Annotated in this window: 25 protein-coding genes and 1 pseudogene; 5 read left to right on the top strand and 21 right to left on the bottom strand. The window is 64.9% G+C overall.

The window, feature by feature from the left end; all coding sequences use genetic code 11:
* Positions 1 to 367: pseudogene (locus G3N96_RS18530) on the bottom strand (hypothetical protein); the annotation flags it as partial.
* A gap of 849 nt (positions 368 to 1,216) precedes the next feature.
* On the opposite strand from G3N96_RS18530, the gene flgE reads away from it, so the two are divergent.
* Positions 1,217 to 2,461, top strand: a complete 1,245-nt coding sequence (gene flgE, locus G3N96_RS18525) for a flagellar hook protein FlgE (RefSeq protein WP_206138045.1) — start codon at positions 1,217 to 1,219, stop codon at positions 2,459 to 2,461.
* A gap of 104 nt (positions 2,462 to 2,565) precedes the next feature.
* Here the strand turns inward: flgE and asd are convergent, their stop codons facing one another.
* From asd to G3N96_RS18490, 8 genes are all read right to left on the bottom strand, one after another.
* On the bottom strand, positions 2,566 to 3,687 hold the full coding sequence (gene asd, locus G3N96_RS18520; RefSeq protein WP_206138044.1) for an aspartate-semialdehyde dehydrogenase: 1,122 nt from the start codon (positions 3,685 to 3,687) through the stop codon (positions 2,566 to 2,568).
* Between the two features lie 80 nt (positions 3,688 to 3,767).
* The gene (locus G3N96_RS39875; RefSeq protein ID WP_047850271.1) at positions 3,768 to 3,887 is read right to left on the bottom strand and encodes a hypothetical protein; all 120 of its coding nucleotides are present in this window, start codon (positions 3,885 to 3,887) and stop codon (positions 3,768 to 3,770) included.
* A gap of 98 nt (positions 3,888 to 3,985) precedes the next feature.
* Positions 3,986 to 5,053: a 3-isopropylmalate dehydrogenase gene (gene leuB, locus G3N96_RS18515; protein WP_124576367.1), complete on the bottom strand. Its 1,068-nt coding sequence runs from the start codon at positions 5,051 to 5,053 to the stop codon at positions 3,986 to 3,988.
* Positions 5,054 to 5,132: 79 nt separating this feature from the next.
* Complete coding sequence (gene leuD / locus G3N96_RS18510) at positions 5,133 to 5,783, bottom strand: 3-isopropylmalate dehydratase small subunit (protein WP_206138043.1); 651 nt, start codon at positions 5,781 to 5,783, stop codon at positions 5,133 to 5,135.
* A gap of 68 nt (positions 5,784 to 5,851) precedes the next feature.
* Positions 5,852 to 5,998: an entericidin A/B family lipoprotein gene (locus tag G3N96_RS18505; RefSeq protein ID WP_089442934.1), complete on the bottom strand. Its 147-nt coding sequence runs from the start codon at positions 5,996 to 5,998 to the stop codon at positions 5,852 to 5,854.
* Between the two features lie 3 nt (positions 5,999 to 6,001).
* Positions 6,002 to 7,411, bottom strand: coding sequence for a 3-isopropylmalate dehydratase large subunit (gene leuC / locus G3N96_RS18500; RefSeq protein ID WP_089427948.1), 1,410 nt, complete (start codon positions 7,409 to 7,411; stop codon positions 6,002 to 6,004).
* Between the two features lie 285 nt (positions 7,412 to 7,696).
* Positions 7,697 to 8,440, bottom strand: a complete 744-nt coding sequence (locus tag G3N96_RS18495; protein ID WP_206138049.1) for a Tat pathway signal protein — start codon at positions 8,438 to 8,440, stop codon at positions 7,697 to 7,699.
* A gap of 30 nt (positions 8,441 to 8,470) precedes the next feature.
* Positions 8,471 to 9,292 (bottom strand): hypothetical protein, encoded by an 822-nt coding sequence (locus tag G3N96_RS18490; protein ID WP_206138048.1) that lies wholly within the window; start codon positions 9,290 to 9,292, stop codon positions 8,471 to 8,473.
* Between the two features lie 398 nt (positions 9,293 to 9,690).
* On the opposite strand from G3N96_RS18490, the gene G3N96_RS18485 reads away from it, so the two are divergent.
* Both G3N96_RS18485 and G3N96_RS18480 read left to right on the top strand, forming a co-directional pair.
* Entirely contained in the window at positions 9,691 to 9,852 is a 162-nt protein-coding gene (locus G3N96_RS18485) for a hypothetical protein (protein WP_241022705.1), read from the top strand.
* A 90-nt stretch (positions 9,853 to 9,942) separates the two neighbouring features.
* Complete coding sequence (locus G3N96_RS18480) at positions 9,943 to 10,668, top strand: glutathione S-transferase (RefSeq protein WP_206138042.1); 726 nt, start codon at positions 9,943 to 9,945, stop codon at positions 10,666 to 10,668.
* 170 nt (positions 10,669 to 10,838) lie between these two features.
* On the opposite strand, the gene G3N96_RS18475 is transcribed toward G3N96_RS18480, so the two are convergent.
* From G3N96_RS18475 to G3N96_RS18455, 5 genes are all read right to left on the bottom strand, one after another.
* On the bottom strand, positions 10,839 to 12,371 hold the full coding sequence (locus G3N96_RS18475) for an amino acid permease (RefSeq protein WP_206138041.1): 1,533 nt from the start codon (positions 12,369 to 12,371) through the stop codon (positions 10,839 to 10,841).
* A 99-nt stretch (positions 12,372 to 12,470) separates the two neighbouring features.
* Positions 12,471 to 12,935, bottom strand: a complete 465-nt coding sequence (locus tag G3N96_RS18470; protein WP_206138040.1) for an Lrp/AsnC family transcriptional regulator — start codon at positions 12,933 to 12,935, stop codon at positions 12,471 to 12,473.
* 98 nt (positions 12,936 to 13,033) lie between these two features.
* Positions 13,034 to 13,792, bottom strand: a complete 759-nt coding sequence (locus tag G3N96_RS18465) for an arginine deiminase family protein (protein WP_206138039.1) — start codon at positions 13,790 to 13,792, stop codon at positions 13,034 to 13,036.
* Positions 13,793 to 13,983: 191 nt separating this feature from the next.
* The gene (locus G3N96_RS18460; RefSeq protein ID WP_206138038.1) at positions 13,984 to 15,252 is read right to left on the bottom strand and encodes a DUF1479 domain-containing protein; all 1,269 of its coding nucleotides are present in this window, start codon (positions 15,250 to 15,252) and stop codon (positions 13,984 to 13,986) included.
* A 110-nt stretch (positions 15,253 to 15,362) separates the two neighbouring features.
* Complete coding sequence (locus tag G3N96_RS18455) at positions 15,363 to 15,752, bottom strand: VOC family protein (protein WP_124576361.1); 390 nt, start codon at positions 15,750 to 15,752, stop codon at positions 15,363 to 15,365.
* A gap of 72 nt (positions 15,753 to 15,824) precedes the next feature.
* On the opposite strand from G3N96_RS18455, the gene G3N96_RS18450 reads away from it, so the two are divergent.
* Positions 15,825 to 16,802, top strand: coding sequence for an AraC family transcriptional regulator (locus G3N96_RS18450; RefSeq protein ID WP_206138037.1), 978 nt, complete (start codon positions 15,825 to 15,827; stop codon positions 16,800 to 16,802).
* Between the two features lie 90 nt (positions 16,803 to 16,892).
* On the opposite strand, the gene gltA is transcribed toward G3N96_RS18450, so the two are convergent.
* The 7 genes from gltA to G3N96_RS18415 form a co-directional block, all read right to left on the bottom strand.
* A complete protein-coding gene (gltA, locus tag G3N96_RS18445; RefSeq protein WP_011355741.1) occupies positions 16,893 to 18,194 on the bottom strand; it encodes a citrate synthase in 1,302 nt (433 codons plus the stop codon).
* 66 nt (positions 18,195 to 18,260) lie between these two features.
* Positions 18,261 to 18,533 (bottom strand): succinate dehydrogenase assembly factor 2, encoded by a 273-nt coding sequence (locus G3N96_RS18440; protein WP_011355742.1) that lies wholly within the window; start codon positions 18,531 to 18,533, stop codon positions 18,261 to 18,263.
* Positions 18,534 to 18,540: 7 nt separating this feature from the next.
* Positions 18,541 to 19,242, bottom strand: a complete 702-nt coding sequence (locus G3N96_RS18435) for a succinate dehydrogenase iron-sulfur subunit (RefSeq protein ID WP_011355743.1) — start codon at positions 19,240 to 19,242, stop codon at positions 18,541 to 18,543.
* A gap of 21 nt (positions 19,243 to 19,263) precedes the next feature.
* A complete protein-coding gene (sdhA, locus tag G3N96_RS18430; protein WP_124576359.1) occupies positions 19,264 to 21,042 on the bottom strand; it encodes a succinate dehydrogenase flavoprotein subunit in 1,779 nt (592 codons plus the stop codon).
* Between the two features lie 3 nt (positions 21,043 to 21,045).
* Positions 21,046 to 21,414 carry a succinate dehydrogenase, hydrophobic membrane anchor protein gene (gene sdhD / locus G3N96_RS18425; protein ID WP_011355745.1) on the bottom strand — a complete coding sequence of 123 codons (369 nt, stop codon included), beginning with the start codon at positions 21,412 to 21,414 and terminating at the stop codon, positions 21,046 to 21,048.
* A gap of 4 nt (positions 21,415 to 21,418) precedes the next feature.
* Positions 21,419 to 21,835 carry a succinate dehydrogenase, cytochrome b556 subunit gene (gene sdhC, locus G3N96_RS18420; protein WP_206138036.1) on the bottom strand — a complete coding sequence of 139 codons (417 nt, stop codon included), beginning with the start codon at positions 21,833 to 21,835 and terminating at the stop codon, positions 21,419 to 21,421.
* Between the two features lie 170 nt (positions 21,836 to 22,005).
* Entirely contained in the window at positions 22,006 to 22,830 is an 825-nt protein-coding gene (locus G3N96_RS18415) for a GntR family transcriptional regulator (protein ID WP_039358249.1), read from the bottom strand.
* Between the two features lie 288 nt (positions 22,831 to 23,118).
* Between G3N96_RS18415 and G3N96_RS18410 the strand changes: the two genes are divergently transcribed.
* The gene (locus tag G3N96_RS18410) at positions 23,119 to 24,105 is read left to right on the top strand and encodes a malate dehydrogenase (protein ID WP_046549914.1); all 987 of its coding nucleotides are present in this window, start codon (positions 23,119 to 23,121) and stop codon (positions 24,103 to 24,105) included.
* The last annotated feature ends 85 nt before the right edge of the window (positions 24,106 to 24,190 follow it).

Raw genomic sequence — 24,190 nt, 5'->3', positions numbered from 1 at the left:
TTTCCGCGAGCGAAACGAAGTCTTCGAGCCATTTCAGTTCCATGCAGGCGGGCGCGGCGGGCGGCGGTCGGGAAGAAGCCTGCATTCTACCGGCGGGCGGGCCCGGCCGGCGGTACGTCAAGCGGCCGGCGCGCGCGAGCACCCCGGGATCGCGCGACTGCGTGGCCGCCTTCGCGATGTCGTTCAGCGACTGGCCCGGCTGGACCGTCACGGTAAGCGGGACTGCGCTGTCGGCAGCGGATGCCGGCAGTTCGCCGGTGCCGGCCGCCCAGGCCGATGCGGTTGCGCCGAGCGCCAGGATCGCCAGCGCGCCACGCACGGCGCGCGACAGACGGGACTGACGCGGAAACAAGGAAATTCGGGACATCGTTGGCTCTATCGCCGCGCGCGGGCGCGGCTCGGATTCGCGGTTGAAAGCGTCAATAAAGTTGCCGCAGAAATGCAAAAGCGTCGCGCGGAACGCGACGCTTTCGGCGGGTCTGTGCGTCGTAACCGCGTAGTTTACTTCACGTGATCAGGTTCGGGCCGAATTCATCGCCGCCAGGTGCAACCGATATGCGTGCGCGCGTCGGTGCGCCCCGTGATCGGGCCGTGTGAGGTGTCCGGTTGCGCACGCTGCGACCGGCGCCCCCGATCGACCGGAAGTGCGCCTCTCTCGGATGCAAAGCCATCCGGTCGCATCGCCTGCCGAGCGCATCCCGCATGCCTTTGCTCACTCGACGATGCGGTTCGCACGACCCGGTGTCCGACACGGAACCACGACCGGGAATCAAGTACGTTTGCTCAATAATTCGCGCTGCTTGCCGTTAATGGATTAACAAGCGCCAATCAAAATAAATCCAGTCGGCCATCACCCCATTCAAATGAATTTCAATTGATCGATAAGAGGCCAATTCCCCTCTCTGATCGCCGAATTGAACACCCCCGCCGCCAAACCCCCGTCCTACAACGCTTTCCCGCCTCACCTCAGCTTCATTGCTCATACGAAACCAATCATTTCGACAACAATTCAATTACATTACACAAAATTACACAGATCAAATAATTGCCGTCGCTAGGATCGCCTTCAAACAAGAATCGGCGCAGTTCGACCATCGCGCCCGCACCTGCGTAAATGCGGGAACGCGGTCGGCCTGGCTGACGCCGTGAGGTGCCAGGGAGGCATCGCGCAGTCGCACGACTGCATTTACTCACCAGCTCGTTACGGGGATCGAACATGGGCTATCAACAAGGCTTGAGCGGGTTGGCCGGCGCGGCGAACCATCTCGACGTGATCGGCAACAACATCGCGAACGCAAACACGGTTGGCTACAAGCAGGGGCGCGCGAACTTCGCCGACATGTACGCGAATTCGGTCGCGACGTCGACCAACACGCAGATCGGCATCGGCACGCGGCTCACGTCGGTGCAGCAACAATTCGGCCAGGGGACGATCAACTCGACGAAGTCGTCGCTCGACATCGCGATCAACGGCAACGGCTTCTTCCAGATGTCGAACAACGGCGTGACGACGTACTCGCGCGACGGTGTATTCCACCGCGACAAGAGCGGCGCCATCGTCGACGCGCAGAACCGCAACCTGATGGGCTATGCGGCGGGGCCGGGCGGCGCGATCAACACCGCGGCGACCGTGCCGCTGCAAGCGCCGACCACCAACATCGCGCCTCAGGCGACGACGAAGATCACCGGCCAGTTCAACCTGAACTCGCAGGACAAGGTGCCGGCCAAGACACCGTTCAACGCGGGCGACAACACCACGTACAACTACAATTCGTCGATCCAGGTGTACGACACGCTCGGCGGCTCGCAACAGGTGTCGATGTATTTCGCGAAGAACGCGGCAGGTACCTGGCAGGCCTACGCGGGCGTGCAAGGCCAGACGCCGACGAATCTCGGCACCATCACGTTCGACGCATCGGGCCGGATCAGCTCGACGACGTCGGCCGCAACCGGCCAGCCGACGCCGAGCCTCGGCCAGTTCGCGTTCTCGATCCCCAACGCGTCGGGCGGCGCCAATCCGCAGAACCTGACGCTCGACCTGACCGGCACGACGCAGTTCGGCGGAAAAAGCGGCGTGAACAACCTCGCACAGGATGGCTTCGCGAGCGGCACGCTGACGACGTTCTCGATCGGCACCGACGGCAAGCTCACCGGCAATTACTCGAACGGCCAGAGCGCGGTGCTCGGCCTGATCGCGCTCGCGAACTTCAACAACCCGAACGGGCTCGAGAACATCGGCGGCAACCAGTATGTGGAAACCACCGCGTCGGGCGTGCCGCAGATCTCCGCGCCGGGCAGCACGAACCACGGCACGCTGCAGGGGAGCGCGCTGGAAAACTCGAACGTCAACCTGACGACCGAGCTCGTGAACCTGATCAAGGCGCAGCGCGATTACCAGGCGAATGCGCAGACGATCAAGACCCAGCAGGCCGTCGACCAGACGCTCCTGAACATGCGCTGACCCGCACATGAAAAACGCGCCGCGCCCGCCTTGATATCGTCAAGGCCGACGCGGCGCGCAATCTCGTGCACCGCGGCCCGCATCTCGCGGGCCGGACACGCAACTTACTTGTCGAGCAGGATGCGCAGCATGCGGCGCAGCGGCTCGGCAGCGCCCCACAGCAGCTGGTCGCCGACCGTGAATGCCGACAGGTATTCACCGCCCATCGCGAGCTTGCGCAGGCGGCCGACCGGCACCGTCAGCGTGCCCGTGACGTTCGCCGGCGACAGGTCGCGCATCGACGCTTCACGCTCGTTCGGCACGACCTTCACCCAGTCGTTCGCCGATGCGAGGATGCCGTTGATCTCGTCGAGCGGCACGTCCTTGTTCAGCTTGATCGTCAACGCCTGCGAATGGCAGCGCATTGCGCCGATTCGCACGCACAGGCCGTCGACCGGGATCGAACCCGGCTCGCCCATCGCCGGCTTGCCGAGGATCTTGTTGGTTTCCGCGCCGCCCTTCCACTCTTCCTTCGACATCCCGTTGCCGAGATCCTTGTCGATCCACGGGATCAGCGACCCGGCGAGCGGCACGCCGAAGTTGCTCGTCGGCATCGCGTCGCTGTTCATTGCGGCCAGCACGCGGCGGTCGATGTCGAGGATCGCGGAAGCCGGATCGGCGAGTTGCGCCTGAACCGCGCCGTTCAGCGTGCCCATCTGCGCCAGCAGTTCGCGCATGTTCTGCGCGCCCGCGCCCGATGCGGCCTGGTAGGTCATCGCCGTCATCCAGTCGACGAGGTTCTCGCTGAACAGGCCGCCGAGCGCCATCAGCATCAGGCTGACCGTGCAGTTGCCGCCGATGAAGTTCTTCTGGCCCTTGACGAGCGCGTCCTTGATCACGTCGAGGTTGACCGGATCGAGGATGATGACCGCGTCGTCCTTCATCCGCAGCGACGATGCCGCATCGATCCAGTAGCCGTTCCAGCCGGCCGCGCGCAGCTTCGGGAACACGTCGTTCGTGTAGTCGCCGCCCTGGCACGTGATGATCACGTCGCACTTCTTCAGCTCGTCGACGTTGGTCGCGTCCTTGAGCGTAGTCTCGTTTTTCGCGAACGACGGCGCTTTGCCGCCCGTGTTGCTGGTGCTGAAAAACACCGGTTCGATCAGGTCGAAATCGCCCTCTTCCTGCATGCGCTGCATCAGGACGCTGCCGACCATGCCGCGCCAACCTACGAGACCTACGTTCATGACTAACCCTTTGATGGAGCTTCCCCGCCATTCCGTCCCCGGTGTGACCGCGCGGGGAAATAGGCGGGCACGACGGACGATCAGCGTTTAATGATCGTTTTCGTGGTAATGGTTTTCGTGATGACGATGGCGCGCGCACCCGCACGGGCTGTGTTGCCGTGGAGTTTCAAGACCGGGGAGATCAGGGAAAGATGCGCCATCGTTCGAGTCTACACAAAGCCGGTGGCCCGCACAACGGCCAACCGCATGCGAACCGGCCGATTTCGCGGCCTGTTCGCGCCCTTTCTACATGATCGCGTTACAGCGCCGCGACCACCGCGTCGCCCATCGCCGTCGTGCCGACCTGCTGGCAACCCGGCGTCGCGATGTCGCCCGTGCGATAGCCCTGTTCGAGCACCGTTTTCACCGCGCGCTCGATGCGATCGGCCTGCTCCGCGCGATTCAGCGAATAGCGCAGCATCATCGCGGCCGACAGGATCGTCGCGAGCGGGTTCGCGATGCCCTTGCCCGCGATGTCCGGCGCCGAACCGTGCGACGGCTCGTACAGGCCCTTGTTGTTCTTGTCGAGCGACGCCGACGGCAGCATGCCGATCGAGCCCGTCAGCATCGACGCCTCATCCGACAGGATGTCGCCGAACATGTTGCCGGTGACGATCACGTCGAACTGCTTCGGCGCCTTCGCGAGCTGCATCGCCGCGTTGTCGACGTACATGTGCGACAGCTCGACGTCCGCGTATTCCTTCGACACGTCGATCATGATGTCGCGCCAGAACTGCGACGTTTCGAGCACGTTCGCCTTGTCGACCGACAGCAGCTTCTTCGCGCGCTTGCGGGCTGCCTGGAACGCGACGTGCGCGATGCGGCGCACTTCCGGTTCCGAATAGCGCATCGTGTCGAAGCCTTCGCGTTCGCCCGCGAACAGGCCGTCCGGTGCAGCGCGCACGCCGCGCGGCTGGCCGAAGTAGATGTCGCCGTTCAGTTCGCGCACGATCAGGATGTCGAGGCCCGCGACCAGCTCGGGCTTCAGCGGCGACGCATCGACGAGCTGCGGATAGCAGATTGCCGGGCGGAAGTTCGCGAACAGCTCGAGATGCTTGCGCAGCCCGAGGATCGCCTGCTCGGGGCGCAGCGCGCGCTCGAGCGAGTCGTACTTCCAGTCGCCCACGGCGCCGAACAGGATCGCGTCGGCGTCCTTCGCGAGCTGCAGCGTCGCGTCGGGCAGCGGATGGCCGCTCGCCTCGTAGCCCGCGCCGCCGACCGGCGCCTGTTCGAGTTCGAACTTCTCGTCGAGTGCGTTCAGCACCTTCACGGCTTCATTGACGATTTCCGGACCGATGCCGTCGCCGGGCAGCACTGCAATCTTCATGCGAAATTCCTGACTGGGTAGGTTTTTATGGAGGCAGGCCGGCGAACGCGCCGCCGGCGCGCCCGCCCGAAAGGCGATCTCAGCCGACCAGCTTGGTGTTGAGCCACGGCTGCTTCACGAGGCGCTCGGCCTCGAACTGGCGGATCTTGTCCGCGTGGCGCAGCGTGAGGCCGATGTCGTCGAAGCCGTTCAGCAGGCAGTACTTGCGGAACGCGGCGATCTCGAACGGATACTCGCGGCCGTCGCCCGTGCGCACGACCTGCGCGTCGAGATCGACCGTCACCTCGAAGCCGTTGAACGCGACCGTCTCGTTGAACAGGTGATCGACCTGCTGCTCGGTCAGCACGATCGGCAGCAGGCCGTTCTTGTAGCAGTTGTTGAAGAAAATATCGGCGAAGCTCGGCGCGATGATCGCGCGGAAGCCGTACTGTTGCAGCGCCCACGGCGCATGCTCGCGCGAGCTACCGCAGCCGAAGTTCTTGCGTGCGAGCAGCACGGATGCGCGCTGGTAGCGCGGCTGGTTCAGCACGAAGTCGGGGTTCAGCGGACGCTTCGAGTTGTCCTGGCCCGGCTCGCCGTGATCGAGATAACGCCATTCGTCGAACGCGTTCGGACCGAAGCCCGTACGCTTGATCGACTTCAGGAACTGCTTCGGGATGATCGCGTCGGTGTCGACGTTCTCGCGATCGAGCGGCGCCACGACGCCGGTATGCACTGTGAATTTTTCCATGATCCGTCTATCCGGTTGAAGGGCCGGCGTTCAGCCGGCGCACATCGACAAATTCTCGGTGGGGAACGTCACTCCGCGGCGCGCTTCAGCGCGCTGCCGGCAGCGTTGACGTCCTGCCCGAAGCCCTGGACGGTATTGCAGCCCGCGAGGCCGAAACCCAGCCCCGCCAGCGCCAGCGCGGCAACCAGCCGCGCAATGACCTTCGATGCCGTCATGCGTTACCCCAGCTGGCGAATGTCGACGAAGTGACCTTCGATGGCCGCGGCTGCCGCCATCGCGGGGCTCACGAGGTGCGTGCGACCGCCCGCGCCCTGCCGGCCTTCGAAGTTGCGGTTCGACGTCGACGCGCAGCGCTCGCCCGGCTCGAGCCGGTCGGCATTCATCGCGAGGCACATCGAGCAGCCCGGCTCGCGCCATTCGAAGCCGGCGTCCGTGAACACCTTGTCGAGGCCTTCGCGCTCGGCCTGTGCCTTCACGAGGCCCGAGCCCGGCACGACCATCGCGAGCCGCACGTTCGACGCGACGCGACGGTTCAGCTTCTTCACGACATACGCGGCTGCGCGGATGTCTTCGATTCGCGCGTTCGTGCACGAGCCGATGAAGATCTTGTCGACCTTGATCGATTCGATCGGCGTGTTCGGCTCGAGCGCCATGTAGGCCAGCGCACGCTCCATCGCATCGCGCTTGACCGGATCCTTCTCGCGCTCGGGGTCCGGCACGCGGCCGTCGATCGACGTGACCATTTCCGGCGACGTGCCCCAGGTGACCTGCGGGACGATTTCGGCTGCGTTCAGCTCGACCACGCGATCGAACTGCGCGCCGTCGTCCGACTTGAACTGGCGCCAGTATTCGACGGCCTGGTCCCATTCCGCACCGGTCGGCACGAACGGGCGGCCCAACAGGTAATCGATCGTCGTGTCGTCCACCGCGACCATGCCCGCGCGCGCGCCAGCCTCGATCGCCATGTTGCAGACGGTCATGCGGCCTTCCATCGTCAGCGCGCGGATCGTCGAGCCGCCGAATTCGATCGCGTAGCCCGTGCCGCCGGCCGTGCCGATCTTGCCGATGATCGCGAGCACGATGTCTTTCGCGGTACAGCCGCGCGGCAACGTGCCCTCGACCTTCACGAGCATGTTCTTGCTCTTTTTCTGCAGCAGGGTTTGCGTGGCGAGCACGTGCTCGACTTCCGACGTGCCGATGCCGTGCGCGAGCGCACCGAACGCGCCGTGCGTCGACGTATGCGAATCGCCGCACACGATCGTCATGCCCGGCAGCGTCGCGCCCTGTTCCGGCCCGATGATGTGGACGATGCCCTGGCGCACGTCGTTCATCTTGAACTGCGTGATGCCGAACGCATCGCAGTTCGCGTCGAGCGTGTCGACCTGGAGCTTCGAGACGGGATCGGCGATGCCGTGGCTGCGATCGGTGGTCGGCACGTTGTGGTCCGACACGGCCAGGTTCGCGCTGATGCGCCACACCGGACGCTGCGCCATCTTCAGCCCTTCGAACGCCTGCGGGCTCGTGACTTCATGCAGCAGCTGACGGTCGATGTACAGCAGGGTCGTGCCGTCTTCCTCGGTGTGGACCACGTGGGTGTTCCACAGTTTGTCGTAGAGAGTCTGTGCCATGGGTATGCGGGGTCGTTGTGACTACAAGCCTTGCGGATGTGATCGATTATGCCACGCAAAATCGGCCCATGGAGTACCACGATAACGAAAAAAGTGAATAAAAACAGTGAGTTGGGTAGTACACGCGATACCCGGATAAGCATTACCCGGCAACGCGGGCACCACGGCGCGGCGGCCACGACCGCCACCGCGCTGCGCATGTCACGACGACACGCGAAAGGACATGACGGTTCCGGAATGGAAGAGGTCGATGAACGGGAGATGTTCCGCGAGCGCCCGGCAGCGTCAGCCGTTCGGGTACTCGCGGTTGATCAGGTCGAGCCGCAGCATGCCCAGTTGCACGCCGACGTTGCTCAGCAGGTAGAGATCGCGGCGGCGCAATGCCGGCATCTGCGCGGACGCGTCGTAAAGCGACGGTAGCGTCAGGCCCGCCGGCAGCGCGGCCGGCATCCCGGCGGCATTCGACACGCGCACGGCAAGCGACGCCTGATCCGTATGAGTGACGACACCGACGTTGCCGAGTGCCGCAGCCGAGCCGGCCTGCTCGACGATCGCGGCAGCGACGCCGTCTGGCGTCGGTATCGGGCTGCCGGCGGCCTGGGCCGGGGTCGCGATCGACGTCACGCCGGCCGTCAGCCCGTATTTCGACGCGAGCACGCTCGCGACCTCCTGCTGCGCGAAAATCCGCACGGCAACCTTCTGGCGCAGCAGGAACACGGCGTCGGCAATCGCCTCGTTCACCGGGCCCGGCACCGCCGCGGCGCGACTGCCGAAGCCGAAGGCGACAATCGTGTTGATGGCCGTGTTCTGGACGGTCGGCGGCAGCCACGAGAAAAACCGTTCGAACAGGTAGCCGGTCTCGTCGGTGGCGGCTGCGCGGTCGTTCAGTTCGTTCGTCAGTTTGCCGAGCATCTGGCGTTGCAGTTCGGCGTCTGAAACGGGCGCGTCGCTCGCGAAGGCAGGCGTACCGGCGGCACCGGTCGCGGCCAGCGCGGAAGCGGAAACGAGAAAATGGCGGCGGGTCTGCATGGTCATCGGAATCGGGAAAGAGAAAGTGCGTCAGCCCTTCGGGAACGCCTGCATCGTCGCGCCGATCGCACGGCCGAGCATCTGCGCATACATGTCGTGCACGAGGTACAGGCTGCGGTTACGCGTCCACGGCTGGCCCGACTGCGGGTCGTAGAGCGTCGGCAACGACACCTCGGCAACCGCGGCCGCCTTCATGCCCGCCTGTTGCGAGGTCTGGATGCAGCGCTTCGCGTGATCCCGATGACCGACCACCGCGACGCTGCCCATCGCGGCCGCGCCGCCCGCGCGCGAGACGGCCTCGGCGGCCACACCCGCCGTACTCAGGTACACGATCGTGCCGTCGCTCGCGATCACGGGCTCGATCGACGACAGCACGTCGGCGCCCATCCCGTATTTCGACACGAGAAAGCGCGCAATCTCCCACTGCGCGTAGACCTTGACCGGTTTCAGTTGCCGAATACGGTAGACGGCGTCCGCGAGCGCTTCGTTGACGGGCCCCGGATCGGGCAGCGCGGACTGGTTGCCGCCCGTGCTCGACGTATTGCCGCTTGCCGCGTTCGGGCGATTGCCGAAGCTGTATGCGACGATCGCGCCGATTTGCGCGGCCGGCACCGTCGGCAGGTCCCACGTGAAGCCGACATCGGTCAGCGCAGGCACGATCGCGTTGACCGTCGCCGCGTCGCCGAGCTGCGCGTTGAGCTTCGCGGACATCTGCGCGGCCAGCGCCGCATCGGTGACGGGCGCCGACGTGACGTCGTCACCGCCGCATGCGCTCAGCAGCGGCGCCACGGCAACCGCGGGTGCGGCAGCCAGGAATTTTCTGCGTAAAGAAGCCGACGGGGTTCGATTCATGAGAAATACGAAATGATGCGAGCAACGCCGGCAGCCGGTCACGACGTTGCAAATCGCGGGTTCACGGGAATGACAACCTGATGCGTCGCGCGGTTCGGCGATGGATGGCAGGGTCGACGCTCGAATCGAATCGCTGCGCATCGGTCGATCGACGATGCGGGATCGTAGTGGGCGTTTATTAAATCGCGGTGAACCTGTCGATCGAATGCGAACGATCGTCACGCTGTTTCATCGATGGACGCACACGTTTCATCCATGGCAAGCATGTGCGGCCACCGTTTCATCGGTGGCGAGTGATTCGGCCGCCTCCTCGGGCGCTGAACATCGCGCTCCTGATTTCGAGATACGATGGCGCAACGCGCATGTCCCCCAAACGATCCAGACCCGGAGCCCTCCCCATGAAGCTCGGCCTGAACGAATCGCTCGCCCGCCTCGACGAAGAGGGCACGCTGTTCACGACGCTGTTCCGCCACGGCACGCTCGACGTCGAGCTGTACCGGCCGCGCATCGAGGACAAGCAGAAGCCGCATGCGCGCGACGAGGTCTACGCGATCGCCTAGACTGTCTATTCGCAGCGGGTGGCGCGCGACGCGTGGCCGCCCGGTCGTCACGATGCCGGCGGCAGCCGGTTCAACGAACGGGAAGACAGCATGCGATACGAACTGTATTACTGGCCCGAGATCCAGGGCCGAGGCGAGTACGTGCGGCTCGCGCTCGAAGCGGCCGAAGCCGACTATGTCGACGTCGCGCGTGAATCGGGGCGCGGCATGGGCGTGCCGGCAATGATGCGGATGATGGACAGCTCGAAGGCGGAATGCGTGCCGTTCGCGCCGCCCTTCCTGAAGGCCGGCGACGTCGTCATCGGGCAGACCGCGAACATCCTGCTGTTTCTCGGCGCGCGGCTGGGGCTCGCGCCCGACGACGAAGCCGGCCGGCTGTGGGTGCACCAGCTTCAGTTGACCGTCGCCGATTTCGTCACCGAGATCCACGACACGCACCATCCGATCGCAAGCGGCCTCTACTACGAGGATCAGCAGGCGGAAGCCGCCGAGCGTGCCGCCGATTTCCTCGAAAACCGGCTGCCGAAATTCCTCGGATACTTCGAGCGTGTACTCGCACAGAATCCGCACAGGAGCGGCTACCTCGTCGGCAACGCACTCAGCTATGCGGACCTGTCGTTATTCCAGTTGATCGAGGGCCTGCGCTACGCGTTTCCGAAAGCGATGAAGCGTGCGGAGCGGCAGATCGCGGCGCTGGTTGCACTGCACGACCGCGTTGCACTGCATACGCCCGTTGCGCTCTATCTCGAGTCGGAACGCCGCATCCCGTTCAACGACATGGGCATCTTCCGACACTATCCGGAGCTGGACAAGTAACGCAGGCACGGGATCCGCATCGCTTCTTGCAAAGTGGCAGATGCCCCCTCCCCCCTGCTCACGCGGCGACCGGCGTCTCGTGCAGATGACGCCGCACGCCAGCCGCATGCATCGGAGCCGGCCGGACAAAACATGCCGGCTCCCGTTATCGCGCTATCCGTACCACGCAGTCAGTGCGACTGCCCCCGCTGCGTGGCCGCTGCATCGACGGCCTCGACCGAACGCGTCAGCCACGGCCCGATGTCCATCTCCTCGTAGCGCACGAGCCGGCTCTTGCGTGCACGGCGATACGCCCACCAGATCGCGACGAACAGCGGAATCCACACGTAGATCGACAGCACTTCCATCCAGTCGATGCGGGCCGCGAAGAGCGCCTGGTAATCCTGCCCGAGCGAGATCACGATGCAGATCGCGATCGCGAACAGCGGCCCGAACGGGAACCATTTCGCGCGGTACGGCAGTTGTTCGAGCCGGTAGCCCTGCTTCAGGAACCCCTTGCGGAACCGGTAATGGCAGACCGCGATGCCGAGCCACGCGATGAAGCCGGTGATGCCGACCGTATTCAGCAGCCACAGATAGATGCTCTGGTTGTCGGTCAGCGACGTGAGGAAGCACAGCCCGCCGACGGCCATCGTCGCGTACAGCGCGTTGCGCGGCACGCCGCCCGGCGACAGCCTCGCGAACATCGCCGGCGCGCGCCCTTCCGCCGCGAGGTTGTACAGCATCCGCGTCGCCGCGTAAGTCCCGGAATTGCCGGCCGACAGCACGGCCGTCAGGATCACGAGATTCATCGCGCCGGCCGCGAGCCGGAAACCCGCGTGGCTGAACACCAGCGTGAACGGGCTCACGCCGATGTCGGTCACGTCGCTCTTCAGCAGGTTCGGGTCGGTGTACGGCACCAGCAGGCCGATCACGAAGATCGCGAACACGTAGAACAGCATGATCCGCCAGAAGATCTGTTTCACCGCACGCGGGATCGTCTTGCGCGGGTTTTCCGATTCGCCGGCCGTGATCCCGACCAGCTCGGTGCCGAGAAACGAGAAGCCCGCGATCAGCGCGACGCTCATCATCGCGTGCACACCGCCGACGAACGGCGCATCGCCCGTCGTGAAGTTGCGCAAGCCGACCGGATGCCCGTTCCCGATCAGGCCGGCGGCGATCAGCAGCCCGGCCGCGATGAACGCGACCACGGTGACGACCTTGATCAGCGAGAACCAGTATTCCGATTCGCCGAAACCGCGCACCGACAGCGTATTCAGCAGGAAGATCAGCACGAGGAAACCCGCGCCCCACCAGATGCCGGGCAGGGTTGGAAACCAGTAGCGCATCACGATCTGCGCGGCGACCAGCTCGATCGCGATCGTCACGGCCCAGCTGTACCAGTAGGTCCAGCCGAGCGCGACGCCGAAGCCTTCGTCGACGTACTTCTCGCCGTAGATCGCGAACGAGCCCGATACCGGCATCAGCGCGGCCATCTCGCCGAGGCCCGTGACGACGAAGTACACCATCAGCCCGATCGCGATATACGCGGCGATCGCCCCGCCCGGCCCCGCCTGGGCAACCGACGCCCCCGACGCGACGAACAACCCCGTGCCGATCGAGCCGCCGATCGCGATCATCGCGATGTGGCGGCCCTGCAGACGGCGCTTCAGCGTCGTTCCGGACGGTGCGGCCGTCTCCGCTGCCGCTTGCAAAGCATCCATAGTGTTCACCCTGATTGGATTCAGGCCCGACGAATTTGATTCGGAATGCAAATCGTCAGGCCGGGTCATTCGCGTCGAAGCCGGTCCTTCCCGGCCGCATCACACGACGCTGCGCTTGATCGCCTGCAGTTCGGCCGTCGTCACGATCTTCTCAATCCGGAACCGCGGGCTTTCCAGCCACAGGTTCGCGATCCGCCGGTACTCGTCGAGATCCTCGCACGCGAGCCGCACGAGAAAATCGAACGTGCCGCTGACGAGCCAGCAATCGAGCACGGCCGGATTCGTCCGCATGTCGTCCTCGAACGGCGCCTGCGAACGCCCGTGGTCGGCCAGCGTGATCTGCGCGATCACGACGATCGGCTTGGTCGCGCGCGGCGCCTTGATCACCGCGCGGTACCCTTCGATCACCCCAAGCGCCTCGAGCCGCTCCACGCGCGCCTGGCACGGCCGCGGCGTGAGGTTCACGAGCTCGGACAGCTTCCGGTAGGAAATCCGCCCGTCGGTGCGCAGGATGTCGAGGATCCGGAGATCGATCTTGTCGAGCTGCATCTTCTTGTCGGTCATCCGCGTTCGCTCCGGTCGGGTCGTGGCTGGTGCGCGGAACGTCTCCTGTTCAGCGCGGGGGCCACATTATCCGGCCGAAGCGGCCGCGCGCCAATCGGCTAGAACCGCAGCGACAGGCAGGTCAGGCCGCCGTCCATCTTGCGGAACTCGCTCGTATCGATCACGTGCAGCGGCAGCCCGAGCGACGCGATCGCGTCGTGCACGCGCGGGTAGCCGGCCGGGGTGATCAGCGTGCCGTTCACGCGCAGCGTGTTGCCCGCGTATTCGTCGGCGGCCGAGATCGCGATCCGGCGATAGCCGGCGAAGGCCGGATGCGCGGCCAACGCTTCGGTCACGAGCAGCGTGTCGTCGCCGAGCGCGTTGACGACCGACTTGAGATGCAGGCCGGCGCCCACCGGCACCGCGACGACCGAATAGCCGTAGCGCGATACGAGCGAGTCGAATGCGGCGATGCCGTCGGCGTCGGTACGGCCCGTCAGGCCGATGTAGAAGCGCTTGCCGACCTGCATCACGTCACCGCCGTCGAGCCGGCCGTCCTGCATCGGCAGCAGGTCGCGATGCGCGGCCAGCGCCGCTTCGATGTGCACCGTCTCGCCACGCCGCGCCGGCGCACCGGGGCGCGTGATCACCGCGAATTCCGGCGTCACGACCGCGGTGTCCTCGACGAAGTGCGAATCGGGGAATGCCTCCAGCGGCGGCAGTTCGGTCAGCGCGACGCCGAGCGTGCGCAGCGCTTCGCAATAAGCGTGGAACTGGGTGAGCGTCTTGTCGTAATCGGGCGCGCCGAGTTCGGCGGTGGTCAGGCCCGCGCCACAGGACGGCGCGGGGCGGCGAACGATCGCTTGCGTGAATTGCATCGACTCCTCCATGGTCAGCGCCACACCCGTGCTTCACACGGGGCGGCTGCGTTGTGTCCGGACCATTATCGGAAGCCAAATTGCGCAATTCGCGTCGATTTCAGTTGCGCCGACAGCCGATTGCGTCGAATTGCGCGCGACACGCAGCGGATTCGGCAGCCCGCCGTTCGCCACCCGGCGAGCCGCCGCTTTCACGGGCGACATGCTTGCGACTCGCCCGCCCCGAACCCCATCTGCGAACGGCCGAGCGCCGTGAGATCACCCTCCCCGCCCCGTCCGTCGAATTCGACCTCGAAATGATCGGTCGGGAAATCGGGCGGGCTCTCGCCGCGCAGGAACGCAGCGCACTGGCGCTGCAGGTACGCGTCGTTCTTCGCGCAACCGGGCGCGGCCGCGATGTACATCACGTTGCTGTCGCCGCTCCCGCGGTGCGCATCCTCGACCGCGTGCACGACGTCGCCGTGCCAGAACACCGCGTCGCCCGGCTCCATGTGCGGGATCGGCACCAGCGCGTCGAGCAGCAGCGCGTGCCATTCGGGCCGGATCGACAGCGCGCGGCCCGGACGCGCGCCGCACAGGTCGTCGTCGGCGACATCGTCCTGCAGCGCACGCAGCACGACGTAGGCCATCGCGTTCGCCACCGGGATCAACTGCAGCGTGCCGTCGCCGGGCCCCTGCGGCGTCAGTGCGGTCCAGCCCTGGAACGTGCGGAACATCGAGCATACGGCCGGCGACGGAATCTCCTCGACATCGGGACGGAACGCCGCATCGAACGGGTCGTAATCACGCCAGCGGCCGGCCAGCACGTGACGGTAGACCTGCCGGAAATTCGCGCCCAGCCAGCGTTCGACCGAACCGCCGTCGACATGCGGCGACAGCCCGAGCGACGTCGAGCCGGGCGGGCGGCGGCGAATCCGGTCCGCATAGGCCGGCACCTGGTCGGGATCGAAGTGCGTGCGCCCGCCATCCGCGTGCCGCCACAGGCGGTTGAGGAACACGCGCGCTTGAGTCAGTGCCGGCGACTGGCGCGCAGCCACCTGCGGCTTCGACCAGTAGACGCCGTAGATCTGCGGCTTGCCCGACGCGAGATTGCCGAAATAGCGGTCCTCGGCACGTGCGTGCAGCCGGTCGTTGAAGCGGTTCGCGTCCAGGTAGGCACCAATCTCGTCGTTCCAGTCGCGCGCCTGCTGCGCATCGAATACGCCACGGATCACGACCGCGCCATGCGTGCGGATCGCGGCAATCGCTTGCGGATCGACGGCCCCGCCCGCGATGTCCGCGAACGGCACCACCGGAATCACGTCATGGCCATGCGCATGCGCACGCCGAATCGCGTCGACCTGCCGCGCGATATCGCCCTCCAGTTCGCGGAACGCGGCCGCATAACCGGGCAAGTCGGCGCGCAACGCCCTTTTCGCGTCGCGAATCGCGGCAGGCAGGTCGTCAATCGTCAGTTGCATCGTGGTCTCCTCGCTGACAGGTGTCGTGATGTGCTGTCAGCGTACGGCCTGTGCATCGCCGCCATCACCACTATCCGGTCAACTATCGATACAATCCTGACAACCGTACATCACTCGGGACGATGGCAGACCACGCACAGCTTGTTGCCGTCCGGATCGCGGAAATACGCGCCGTAGTAGTCGCGGTGATAGTCCGGCCGCAGTCCGGGCGGCCCTTCGCAGGTGCCGCCGTGCCGCAGCGCAAGCGCGTGGCAGCGATCGACCTGCGCACGGGTCGGCACATCGAACGCGATCGTGTGGCCGTTGCCCGGTTCGGGCGCGCGGCCGTCGAGCGGCTGGCCGAAGAAGAACAGCGGCCGGTCGGTGTCGGCCGGCATCCAGCCCGACCAGCCGTCCGGCTCGCGGAATTTCAGGCGCAGCCCGAGTTCCGCGAACAGCGGCGCGTAGAAATCGTAGGCGCGCGCGGTGTCGGCCACCCCCACGCAAACATGTGAAAACATGGCATCGCTCCGTCGTGACGATCGCTCACGATCATGCCACGGCGCGATGCCGGCGCTCCCCCGGAGGCCGCAATGAAACCGCAGTACGAGCACGTGACGTTCGCCCCCGGCTGTTCGGTCCGCGTCTATCACCGCCAACTCGCGCGCATCCCGTTCGAGTGGCATCGCCATCCCGAGTACGAACTGACGCTGACGCTCAACAGCCGCGGCCGGCGCTTCATCCGTGATCACGTCGCGCACTACGCGGACGACGACCTGGTGCTCGTGCCGCCCAACCTGCCGCATACCTGGTCGTCGAACGCACGCATCGATCGCGATGCGCCTGAAGTCGCGCTCGTCATCTGGTTCGACGGCGACTGGGCGAGGCGTCTGGCCGACTGTTGCCCCGAATACGCGCCGCTGCGCTCGCTGCTGCGGCGTGCCGCGCCGGGCCTGCGCTTCGATACGGATGCAGCCCGCGCGATGCGCGCACGGCTGCCGCGGTTGCTCGATCCGTCGCCGCGCACACGGCTCGCAGCCGTGCTCGACACGCTCGTCGATCTCGCGGAAGCCGGCGGCGAACCGCTCGCCACCGCGCACGCGTACGACCGGGCCGGCGGCACGACACCGCGTGCCAACGCAGCCGCCCCCGAAGCCGAACGCCTCGACCGCGTGCTCGACGCGATCGACCGGCACTTCCACGAGCCGTTGCGCATCGACGCGCTCGCCGCCGCCGCGCACCTATCCGAACGCACTTTGCAGCGCCTGTTCGTCCGGCATCTCGGCGAAAGCGTCGGCCGCTACGTGCAGCGGCTGCGGCTCGCGCACGCGTGCCGTCATCTCGTCGGCACCGACTGGCCGATCGCGACCGTGGCTGCGCGCTGCGGCATTCCGAATACCGCGAACTTCAACCGCCAGTTCCTCGCCGCGCGCAGGATGACGCCCGGCGCATACCGGCAATTCTTCGTGCAGCACGGCCACGCGCCCGATCACGACGCACCCGCACTCGACACGCGCCCGCCGTCGCTTGAGCGCCGCGCCGGCCCGGGCGAACCTCGGCCGCACAAATGAAAACACCCCGACGGGATGACCCGTCGGGGTGTCGTGGCGTTGCGATCGCCCGACGCGAGCGGCCTGCCGGCCGTTCGCGCCGCGCACGACTTAACGTGCGTTGAGCGGCTTCGCTTCGCGCGGCGTATCGCCGATGAACAGCTGACGCGGACGGCCGATCTTCTGTTCCGGATCGCCGATCATTTCGTTCCACTGTGCGATCCAGCCGACCGTACGTGCCATCGCGAAGATACACGTGAACATCGACGTCGGGATGCCCAGCGCGCGCTGGACGATGCCCGAGTAGAAGTCGACGTTCGGGTACAGCTTGCGCGACACGAAGTATTCGTCTTCCAGCGCGATCTTCTCGAGCTGCATCGCGAGCTTGAACAGCGGGTCGTCGTGCAGGCCCAGTTCGTTCAGCACTTCGTAGCACGTTTCGCGCATCAGCTTCGCACGCGGGTCGTAGTTCTTGTACACGCGGTGACCGAAGCCCATCAGCTTCACGCCCGAATTCTTGTCCTTCACCTGCTTGATGAATTCGGGGATGTTGTCCGGCGAACCGATCTGCTCGAGCATGTTCAGCGCGGCTTCGTTCGCACCACCGTGCGCCGGGCCCCACAGACAGGCGATACCGGCAGCGATACAGGCGAACGGGTTCGCGCCCGACGAGCCGGCCAGGCGGACGGTCGACGTCGATGCGTTTTGCTCGTGGTCTGCGTGCAGGATCAGGATACGGTCGAGTGCGCGGACGAGCACGTCGTTGACCTTGTACTCTTCGCACGGGTTCGAGAACATCATGTGCATGAAGTTCGCGCTGTACGACAGCGAGTTCTTCGGATACACGAACGGCTGGCCGATGCTGTACTTGTACGCCATCGCGACGAGCGTCGGCAGCTTCGCGATCATGCGGATCGCCGACACTTCACGGTGACGCGGATCGTTGATGTCGAGCGAGTCGTGGTAGAACGCCGACAGCGCGCCGACTGCAGCGACCAGGATCGCCATCGGGTGCGCGTCGCGACGGAAGCCACGGAAGAAGAAGTGCATCTGCTCGTGCACCATCGTGTGCTTCGTGACGGTGTCGACGAACTCCTTCTTCTGCGCTGCGTTCGGCAGTTCGCCCTTCAGCAGCAGGTAGCAGCTTTCGAGGAAGTCCGCGTTTTGCGCGAGGTTGTCGATCGGGTAGCCGCGGTACAGCAGCTCGCCCTTGTCGCCGTCGATGTACGTGATCGCCGAATTACAAGCTGCCGTCGACATGAAGCCCGGGTCGTACGTGAACTTGCCGGTCTGGCCGTACAGCTTGCGGATGTCGATCACGTCCGGGCCCATCGTGCCCTTGTAGATCGGCAGTTCGACGCTCGGCGAGTTGTCGCTGAACGATAGCGTGGCTTTAACATCAGACGGAGTCATGGCACATCCTCAATCGAAATAAAGAAACGGGATTCGATAACGGGCACAGCGTGTTACGCCTTGGCGTTACACGTTGCGCAGCATCTCCAACAGCCGGTGAATATCCGGGCTGTCTAGGTCGCCTTCTGGTTCCTTGCGCGCGAGGAGCAAGTCCATCAGGTCGTTGTCGCTCAGATCGAGCAGGCGCGACAACGCGCCTACGTCTGCATCGGTGAGGTCATGCTCGTATCTGCTGAAGAAACGCTCGAAAATGATGTCGTTCTCCAGCAGACCCCGCCGCGCACGCCAGCGGAGGCGTGCGCGACGGTGCGGGTCGGATTGATGCGAATCGTCGCTCATGCCGACCTTAAACCGCGCGGCGAACCATCAGTTCCTTGATCTTGCCGATCGCCTTCGTCGGGTTCAGGCCCTTCGGGCAAACGTCGACGCAGTTCATGATCGTGTGGCAACGGAACAGACGGTACGGGTCTTCCAGGTTGTCGAGACGCTCGCCGGTGGCCGTGTCGCGGCTGTCCGCGATGAAGCGGTAAGCCTGCAGCAGGCCGGCCGGGCCGACGAACTTGTCCGGGTTCCACCAGAAGCTCGGGCACGACGTCGAGCAGCTCGCGCACAGAATGCACTCGTACACGCCGTCGAGCTCGTCGCGCTCTTCCGGCGACTGGAGGCGTTCCTTCTCCGGCGGCGGCGCGTCGTTGATCAGGTACGGCTTGATCGAGTGGTACTGGTTGAAGAAGTGCGTCATGTCGACGATCAGGTCACGCACGACGGGCAGGCCCGGCAGCGGACGCAGCACGATCTTCTGCGGCAGGTCGTTCAGGTTCGTCAGGCACGCGAGACCGTTCTTGCCGTTGATGTTCATCGCGTCCGAACCGCACACGCCTTCACGGCACGAACGGCGGAACGACAGCGTCTCGTCCACGGCCTTCAGCTTGACCAGTGCGTCGAGCAGCATGCGCTCGTGCTCGAGCTCCAGCTCGTACGTCTGCATGCGCGGCGCTGCGTCCTTGTCCGGATCGTAGCGGTAGACTTCAAAAATGCGTTTTGCCATTTCGGATTCCTTTGACTCGGCTTAGAACGTGCGCGGCTTCGGCGGCACGGATTCGACCGTCAGCGGCTTCATTTGAACCGGCTTGTAGTCGAGGCGATCGCCTTCGCTGTACCACAGCGTGTGGCGCAGCCAGTTCTCGTCGTCGCGGTGTTCGTAGTCGCTGTGGGCGTGCGCGCCACGGCTTTCCTTGCGTGCTTCCGCCGACACCATCGTTGCGCGAGCAACTTCGATCAGGTTCTCCAGCTCGAGCGCTTCGACGCGCGCGGTGTTGAACACCTTCGACTTGTCCTTCAGGTGGATGTTTTCCACGCGTGCCTTCAGGCCGGCCATCTGGTCGACGCCTTCCTTCAGCAGTTCCGACGTGCGGAACACGCCTGCGTGCTTCTGCATCGTCGAGCGGATGTCGTTCGCGACGTCCTGCGTGTACTCGCCCGAGCTCGACTTGTCGAGCTTGTTCAGGCGCGCCAGCGAGAATTCGCCTGCATCGGCCGGCAGCGGCTTGTGTTCCTTCTGGTTCTTCACGTGCTCGACGATGTGGTTGCCGGCCGCACGGCCGAACACCACGAGGTCCAGCAGCGAGTTCGTGCCGAGGCGGTTCGCGCCGTGCACGGACACGCACGAGCATTCGCCCACTGCGTAGAAGCCGTTGACCGGATCCTTGTGACCGCCGCGCGTCGTGCCGACGACCTGACCGTGGATGTTGGTCGGGATGCCGCCCATCTGGTAGTGGATCGTCGGGACGACCGGGATCGGTTCCTTGATCGCGTCGACGTTCGCGAACTTCAGCGCGATTTCGCGGATCGACGGCAGACGCTTCATGATCGTCTCGGCGCCGATGTGCGACAGGTCGAGCAGCACGTGATCCTTGTTCGGACCCACGCCGCGGCCTTCCTTGATTTCCTGGTCCATCGAACGCGACACGAAGTCACGCGGCGCCAGATCCTTCAGCGTCGGCGCGTAGCGCTCCATGAAACGCTCGCCGTTCGCGTTGCGCAGGATACCGCCTTCGCCGCGCACGCCTTCGGTGATCAGCACGCCCGCGCCGGCCACGCCGGTCGGGTGGAACTGCCAGAACTCCATGTCCTGCAGCGCGATGCCCGAACGCGCAGCCATGCCGAGGCCGTCGCCGGTGTTGATGAACGCGTTGGTCGATGCCGCGAAGATCCGGCCTGCGCCGCCCGTCGCGAACAGCGTCGTCTTGCCTTCCATGATGTAGACGTCACCCGTCTCCATCTCGAGGGCCGTCACGCCGAGCACGTCGCCTTCCGCGTCGCGGATCAGGTCGAGCGCCATCCATTCGACGAAGAACTGCGTCTTCGCTTCGACGTTCTGCTGGTACAGCGTGTGCAGCAGCGCGTGACCGGTACGGTCGGCGGCCGCGCAGGCGCGCTGGACCGGCTTCTCGCCGTAGTTCGCGGTATGGCCGCCGAACGGGCGCTGGTAGATCGTGCCGTCCGCGTTACGGTCGAACGGCATGCCGAAGTGCTCGAGTTCGTACACGACGTTCGGCGCTTCACGGCACATGAATTCGATCGCGTCCTGGTCGCCGAGCCAGTCGGAGCCCTTGATCGTGTCGTAGAAGTGGAAGTGCCAGTTGTCTTCGCTCATGTTGCCGAGCGACGCACCGATACCGCCCTGCGCGGCCACCGTGTGCGAACGCGTCGGGAACACCTTCGACAGCACGCCGACCGACAGGCCCGCGCGCGACAGTTGCAGCGCTGCGCGCAAGCCGGAGCCGCCTGCGCCGACGATCACGACGTCAAATTTGCGGCGCGGGAGGTTAGTTTTGATTGCAGCCATTCTTTACACTCTCCAGAGAATCTGCGCGGCGTAGCCCGCACATGCGAGCAGCCAGACGATGGTCAGCGATTGCAGCAGCAGGCGCACACCGACGGGCTTCACGTAGTCCATCCAGATGTCGCGCACGCCGACCCATGCGTGGTAGAAGAGGGAAAGCAGCATCACGAAGGTCGCGAGCTTCATCCATTGCGCGGCGAAGATCGACGCCCAGCCTTCGTACGAGAAATCGTGCGCGCCGAAGAACAGGACGAGCAGGATGACCGTGTAGACCGCCATGATCGTGGCGGTGATGCGCTGCGCAAGCCAGTCGCGCAGGCCGTAGTGGGCGCCGACGACGAGGCGCTTCGAGCCGATTCGGTTATTGGCTGCCATTTTCTTAGAATGCTCCGAACAGTTTGAGTGCCATGGCGATCGTCAGCGCGATCGAGACGACAAAGACGACGACTGCCGTCCGCTTGCCGCCTTCCTTCGTGACGGCGTCGTGGTTGACGTCCATCAGCAGGTGGCGAATGCCGGCGCAGAAATGGTGGAAGAAGGCCCACGACAGTGCGAGGACGATCAGCTTGACGATGATGTTGGAGAGGAAAGCCTTGAAGACTTCGAAGCTGAGCTCGGACGTGAGACTCTGGTCGAAGAGGAACAGCAGGAACGGCAGGAACAAGAACAGCAGCGCGCCGCTGACTCGGTGGAGAATCGACAAAGTCGCTGCCAGCGGCATGCGATATTTCATCGTGATATCGGCGAGTCCGATGTTCCGGTATTCCGGCCTCGGCTTTCTTACTGCATCAGTCATGCTAGACCCCTACTATGTTGTCACACTAATCCGCGATTTTAGCGCCTTTTTATATCGCGCTGCAGCGAAAGTCTGCTCTGGATAGTTGCGCGAACAAGAACAAAGGCGGCCCGAAACGTGCTTCGCGAACGTGGGGAACGCGAACGCACTCGGCTTGAGCCGATACACCGTCAGCTCAAGTCATTCTGATAGTAGTACCCGGTTGTGACATACCAGCCGCGACGCACTTCCACCGGCCGGTCTCCGTATGTATAGGACACGCGCTCGACCGACAGCAAAGGGAAACCTGCCGGCACGTGCAGCAGGTCGGCCACCGCCGGCTCCGCCGCTACCGCGCGGATCTTTTCCGTCGCGCGGATCATCCGCGTGCCGAACTCCGTCTCGAACATCGCGTAGAGCGGCCCCTTGTACTCGCTCAGCCGCTCGAACGTGAGCCCGCGGAACATCGCGCCCGGCAGCCAGATCTCGTCGAGCACCGTCACTTCGTTCTCGAACTCCAGCAGGCGGCGCACCTGCACGACCGGGTCGGCCGGCTTCAGGTCGAGCTGCCGCGCGATCTCGGCCGGCGCGCGCAGGCGGCGGCATTCGAGCAGGCGGCTCACGTGCGGATGCTCGGCACCGTCGTCGGCCAGCAGCCGCAGGAAGCGGAACTGCGCGCGATCTTCGTTGTGCGTTGCAACAAAAGTACCCTTGCCCTGCCGCCGGACCACGAGGTTTTCGGCGGCCAGCTCGTCGATCGCCTTGCGGACGGTGCCCTGGCTGACCTTGTAACGGGCCGCCAGCTCCACCTCGCTCGGGATGATCTCGCCCGGCTTCCACTCGCCGGTTTCGAGACTTTGCGTGATTAATGACTTAATCTGCTGGTATAACGGGCTGAACGTCGGCGACGGAGCCGCCGCGGGCGAAGGTGCGGGATCGCTCGCGCCCGGCTGCCCTGGGCCGCCTGCGCCGGTCTGATTCGCGGTATTCGCCTGGTTCGATGTCATGGCGCGCATTTCATCACAAACCGCACTTTTAAGTCCACTCAATTTCCGCAAAACATCTGTCTTATATAAGACATATGATACCGTTTGACTTTGAGCCGGACGGCTCCTACACTCCCGGTCGAGCAAGGGTTCGCGGGTGCAAAAGCGCGTCCCCGGCTACGTGCCACGGCCGTCTCCAGGTTCACCGCGTCTGCCATCGCGAGTCCTCCGCCCTGCTTCAATGCAACACTCTGCACAACGCGCATAGAATGGCGTTTTCGCGAGTGTCCAACGCTTTACCCGTCCTGGAGATTTTCAATGGCTAAGCCCGCAAAGCGCGTTGCCGTCACCGGCGCCGCAGGTCAAATCGCTTACTCCCTGCTGTTCCGCATCGCGAACGGCGACCTGCTCGGCAAGGACCAGCCGGTCATCCTGCAACTGCTCGACCTCCCGCAAGCCCAAGGCGCCGTCAAAGGCGTCGTGATGGAACTCGACGATTGCGCGTTCCCGCTGCTCGCGGGCGTCGTGATCACCGATGATCCGAAGGTCGCATTCAAGGATGCCGACGTCGCACTGCTGGTCGGCGCACGTCCGCGCTCGAAGGGCATGGAGCGCAAGGACCTGCTGTCGGCAAACGCCGAAATCTTCACGGTTCAGGGCGCTGCGCTGAACGAAGTCGCGAGCCGCGACGTGAAGGTGCTGGTCGTCGGCAACCCGGCGAACACGAACGCCTACATCGCGATGAAGTCGGCACCGGATCTGCCGAAGAAGAACTTCACGGCCATGCTGCGCCTCGACCACAACCGCGCGCTGTCGCAGCTCGCAGCGAAGTCGGGCAAGCCGGTCGCATCGATCGAGAAGCTCGCCGTGTGGGGCAACCACTCGCCGACGATGTACCCCGACTTCCGCTTCGCGACCGCCGAAGGCGAATCGCTGCTGAAGCTGATCAACGACGACGTGTGGAACCGCGACACGTTCATCCCGACCGTCGGCAAGCGCGGCGCGGCGATCATCGAAGCGCGCGGCCTGTCGTCGGCAGCGTCGGCAGCGAACGCGGCGATCGACCACGTGCGTGACTGGGTCCTCGGCACGAACGGCAAGTGGGTCACGATGGGCATCCCGTCGGACGGCTCGTACGGCATCCCCGAAGACATCATCTACGGCGTGCCGGTCGTTTGCGAAAACGGCGAATACAAGCGCGTCGAAGGCCTGGAAATCGACGCGTTCTCGCGCGAGAAGATGGACGGCACGCTGGCCGAGCTGCTCGAAGAGCGCGATGGCGTCGCCCACCTGCTGAAGAACTAAGCATCAAGCACCTCGCCGGGCGGCCCTCGGGCAGCCCGGTTTCGGCCCGGGCCGGCATGCCGCCGGCCCGGCCGACCGATCCGAT

The sequence above is a fragment of the Burkholderia sp. Se-20373 genome, from assembly GCF_017104705.1.
GTDB lineage: Bacteria > Pseudomonadota > Gammaproteobacteria > Burkholderiales > Burkholderiaceae > Burkholderia.
The sequence above is the reverse complement of the archived record's forward strand: the minus strand, read 5'-3'. Positions and strand labels throughout refer to the sequence as shown.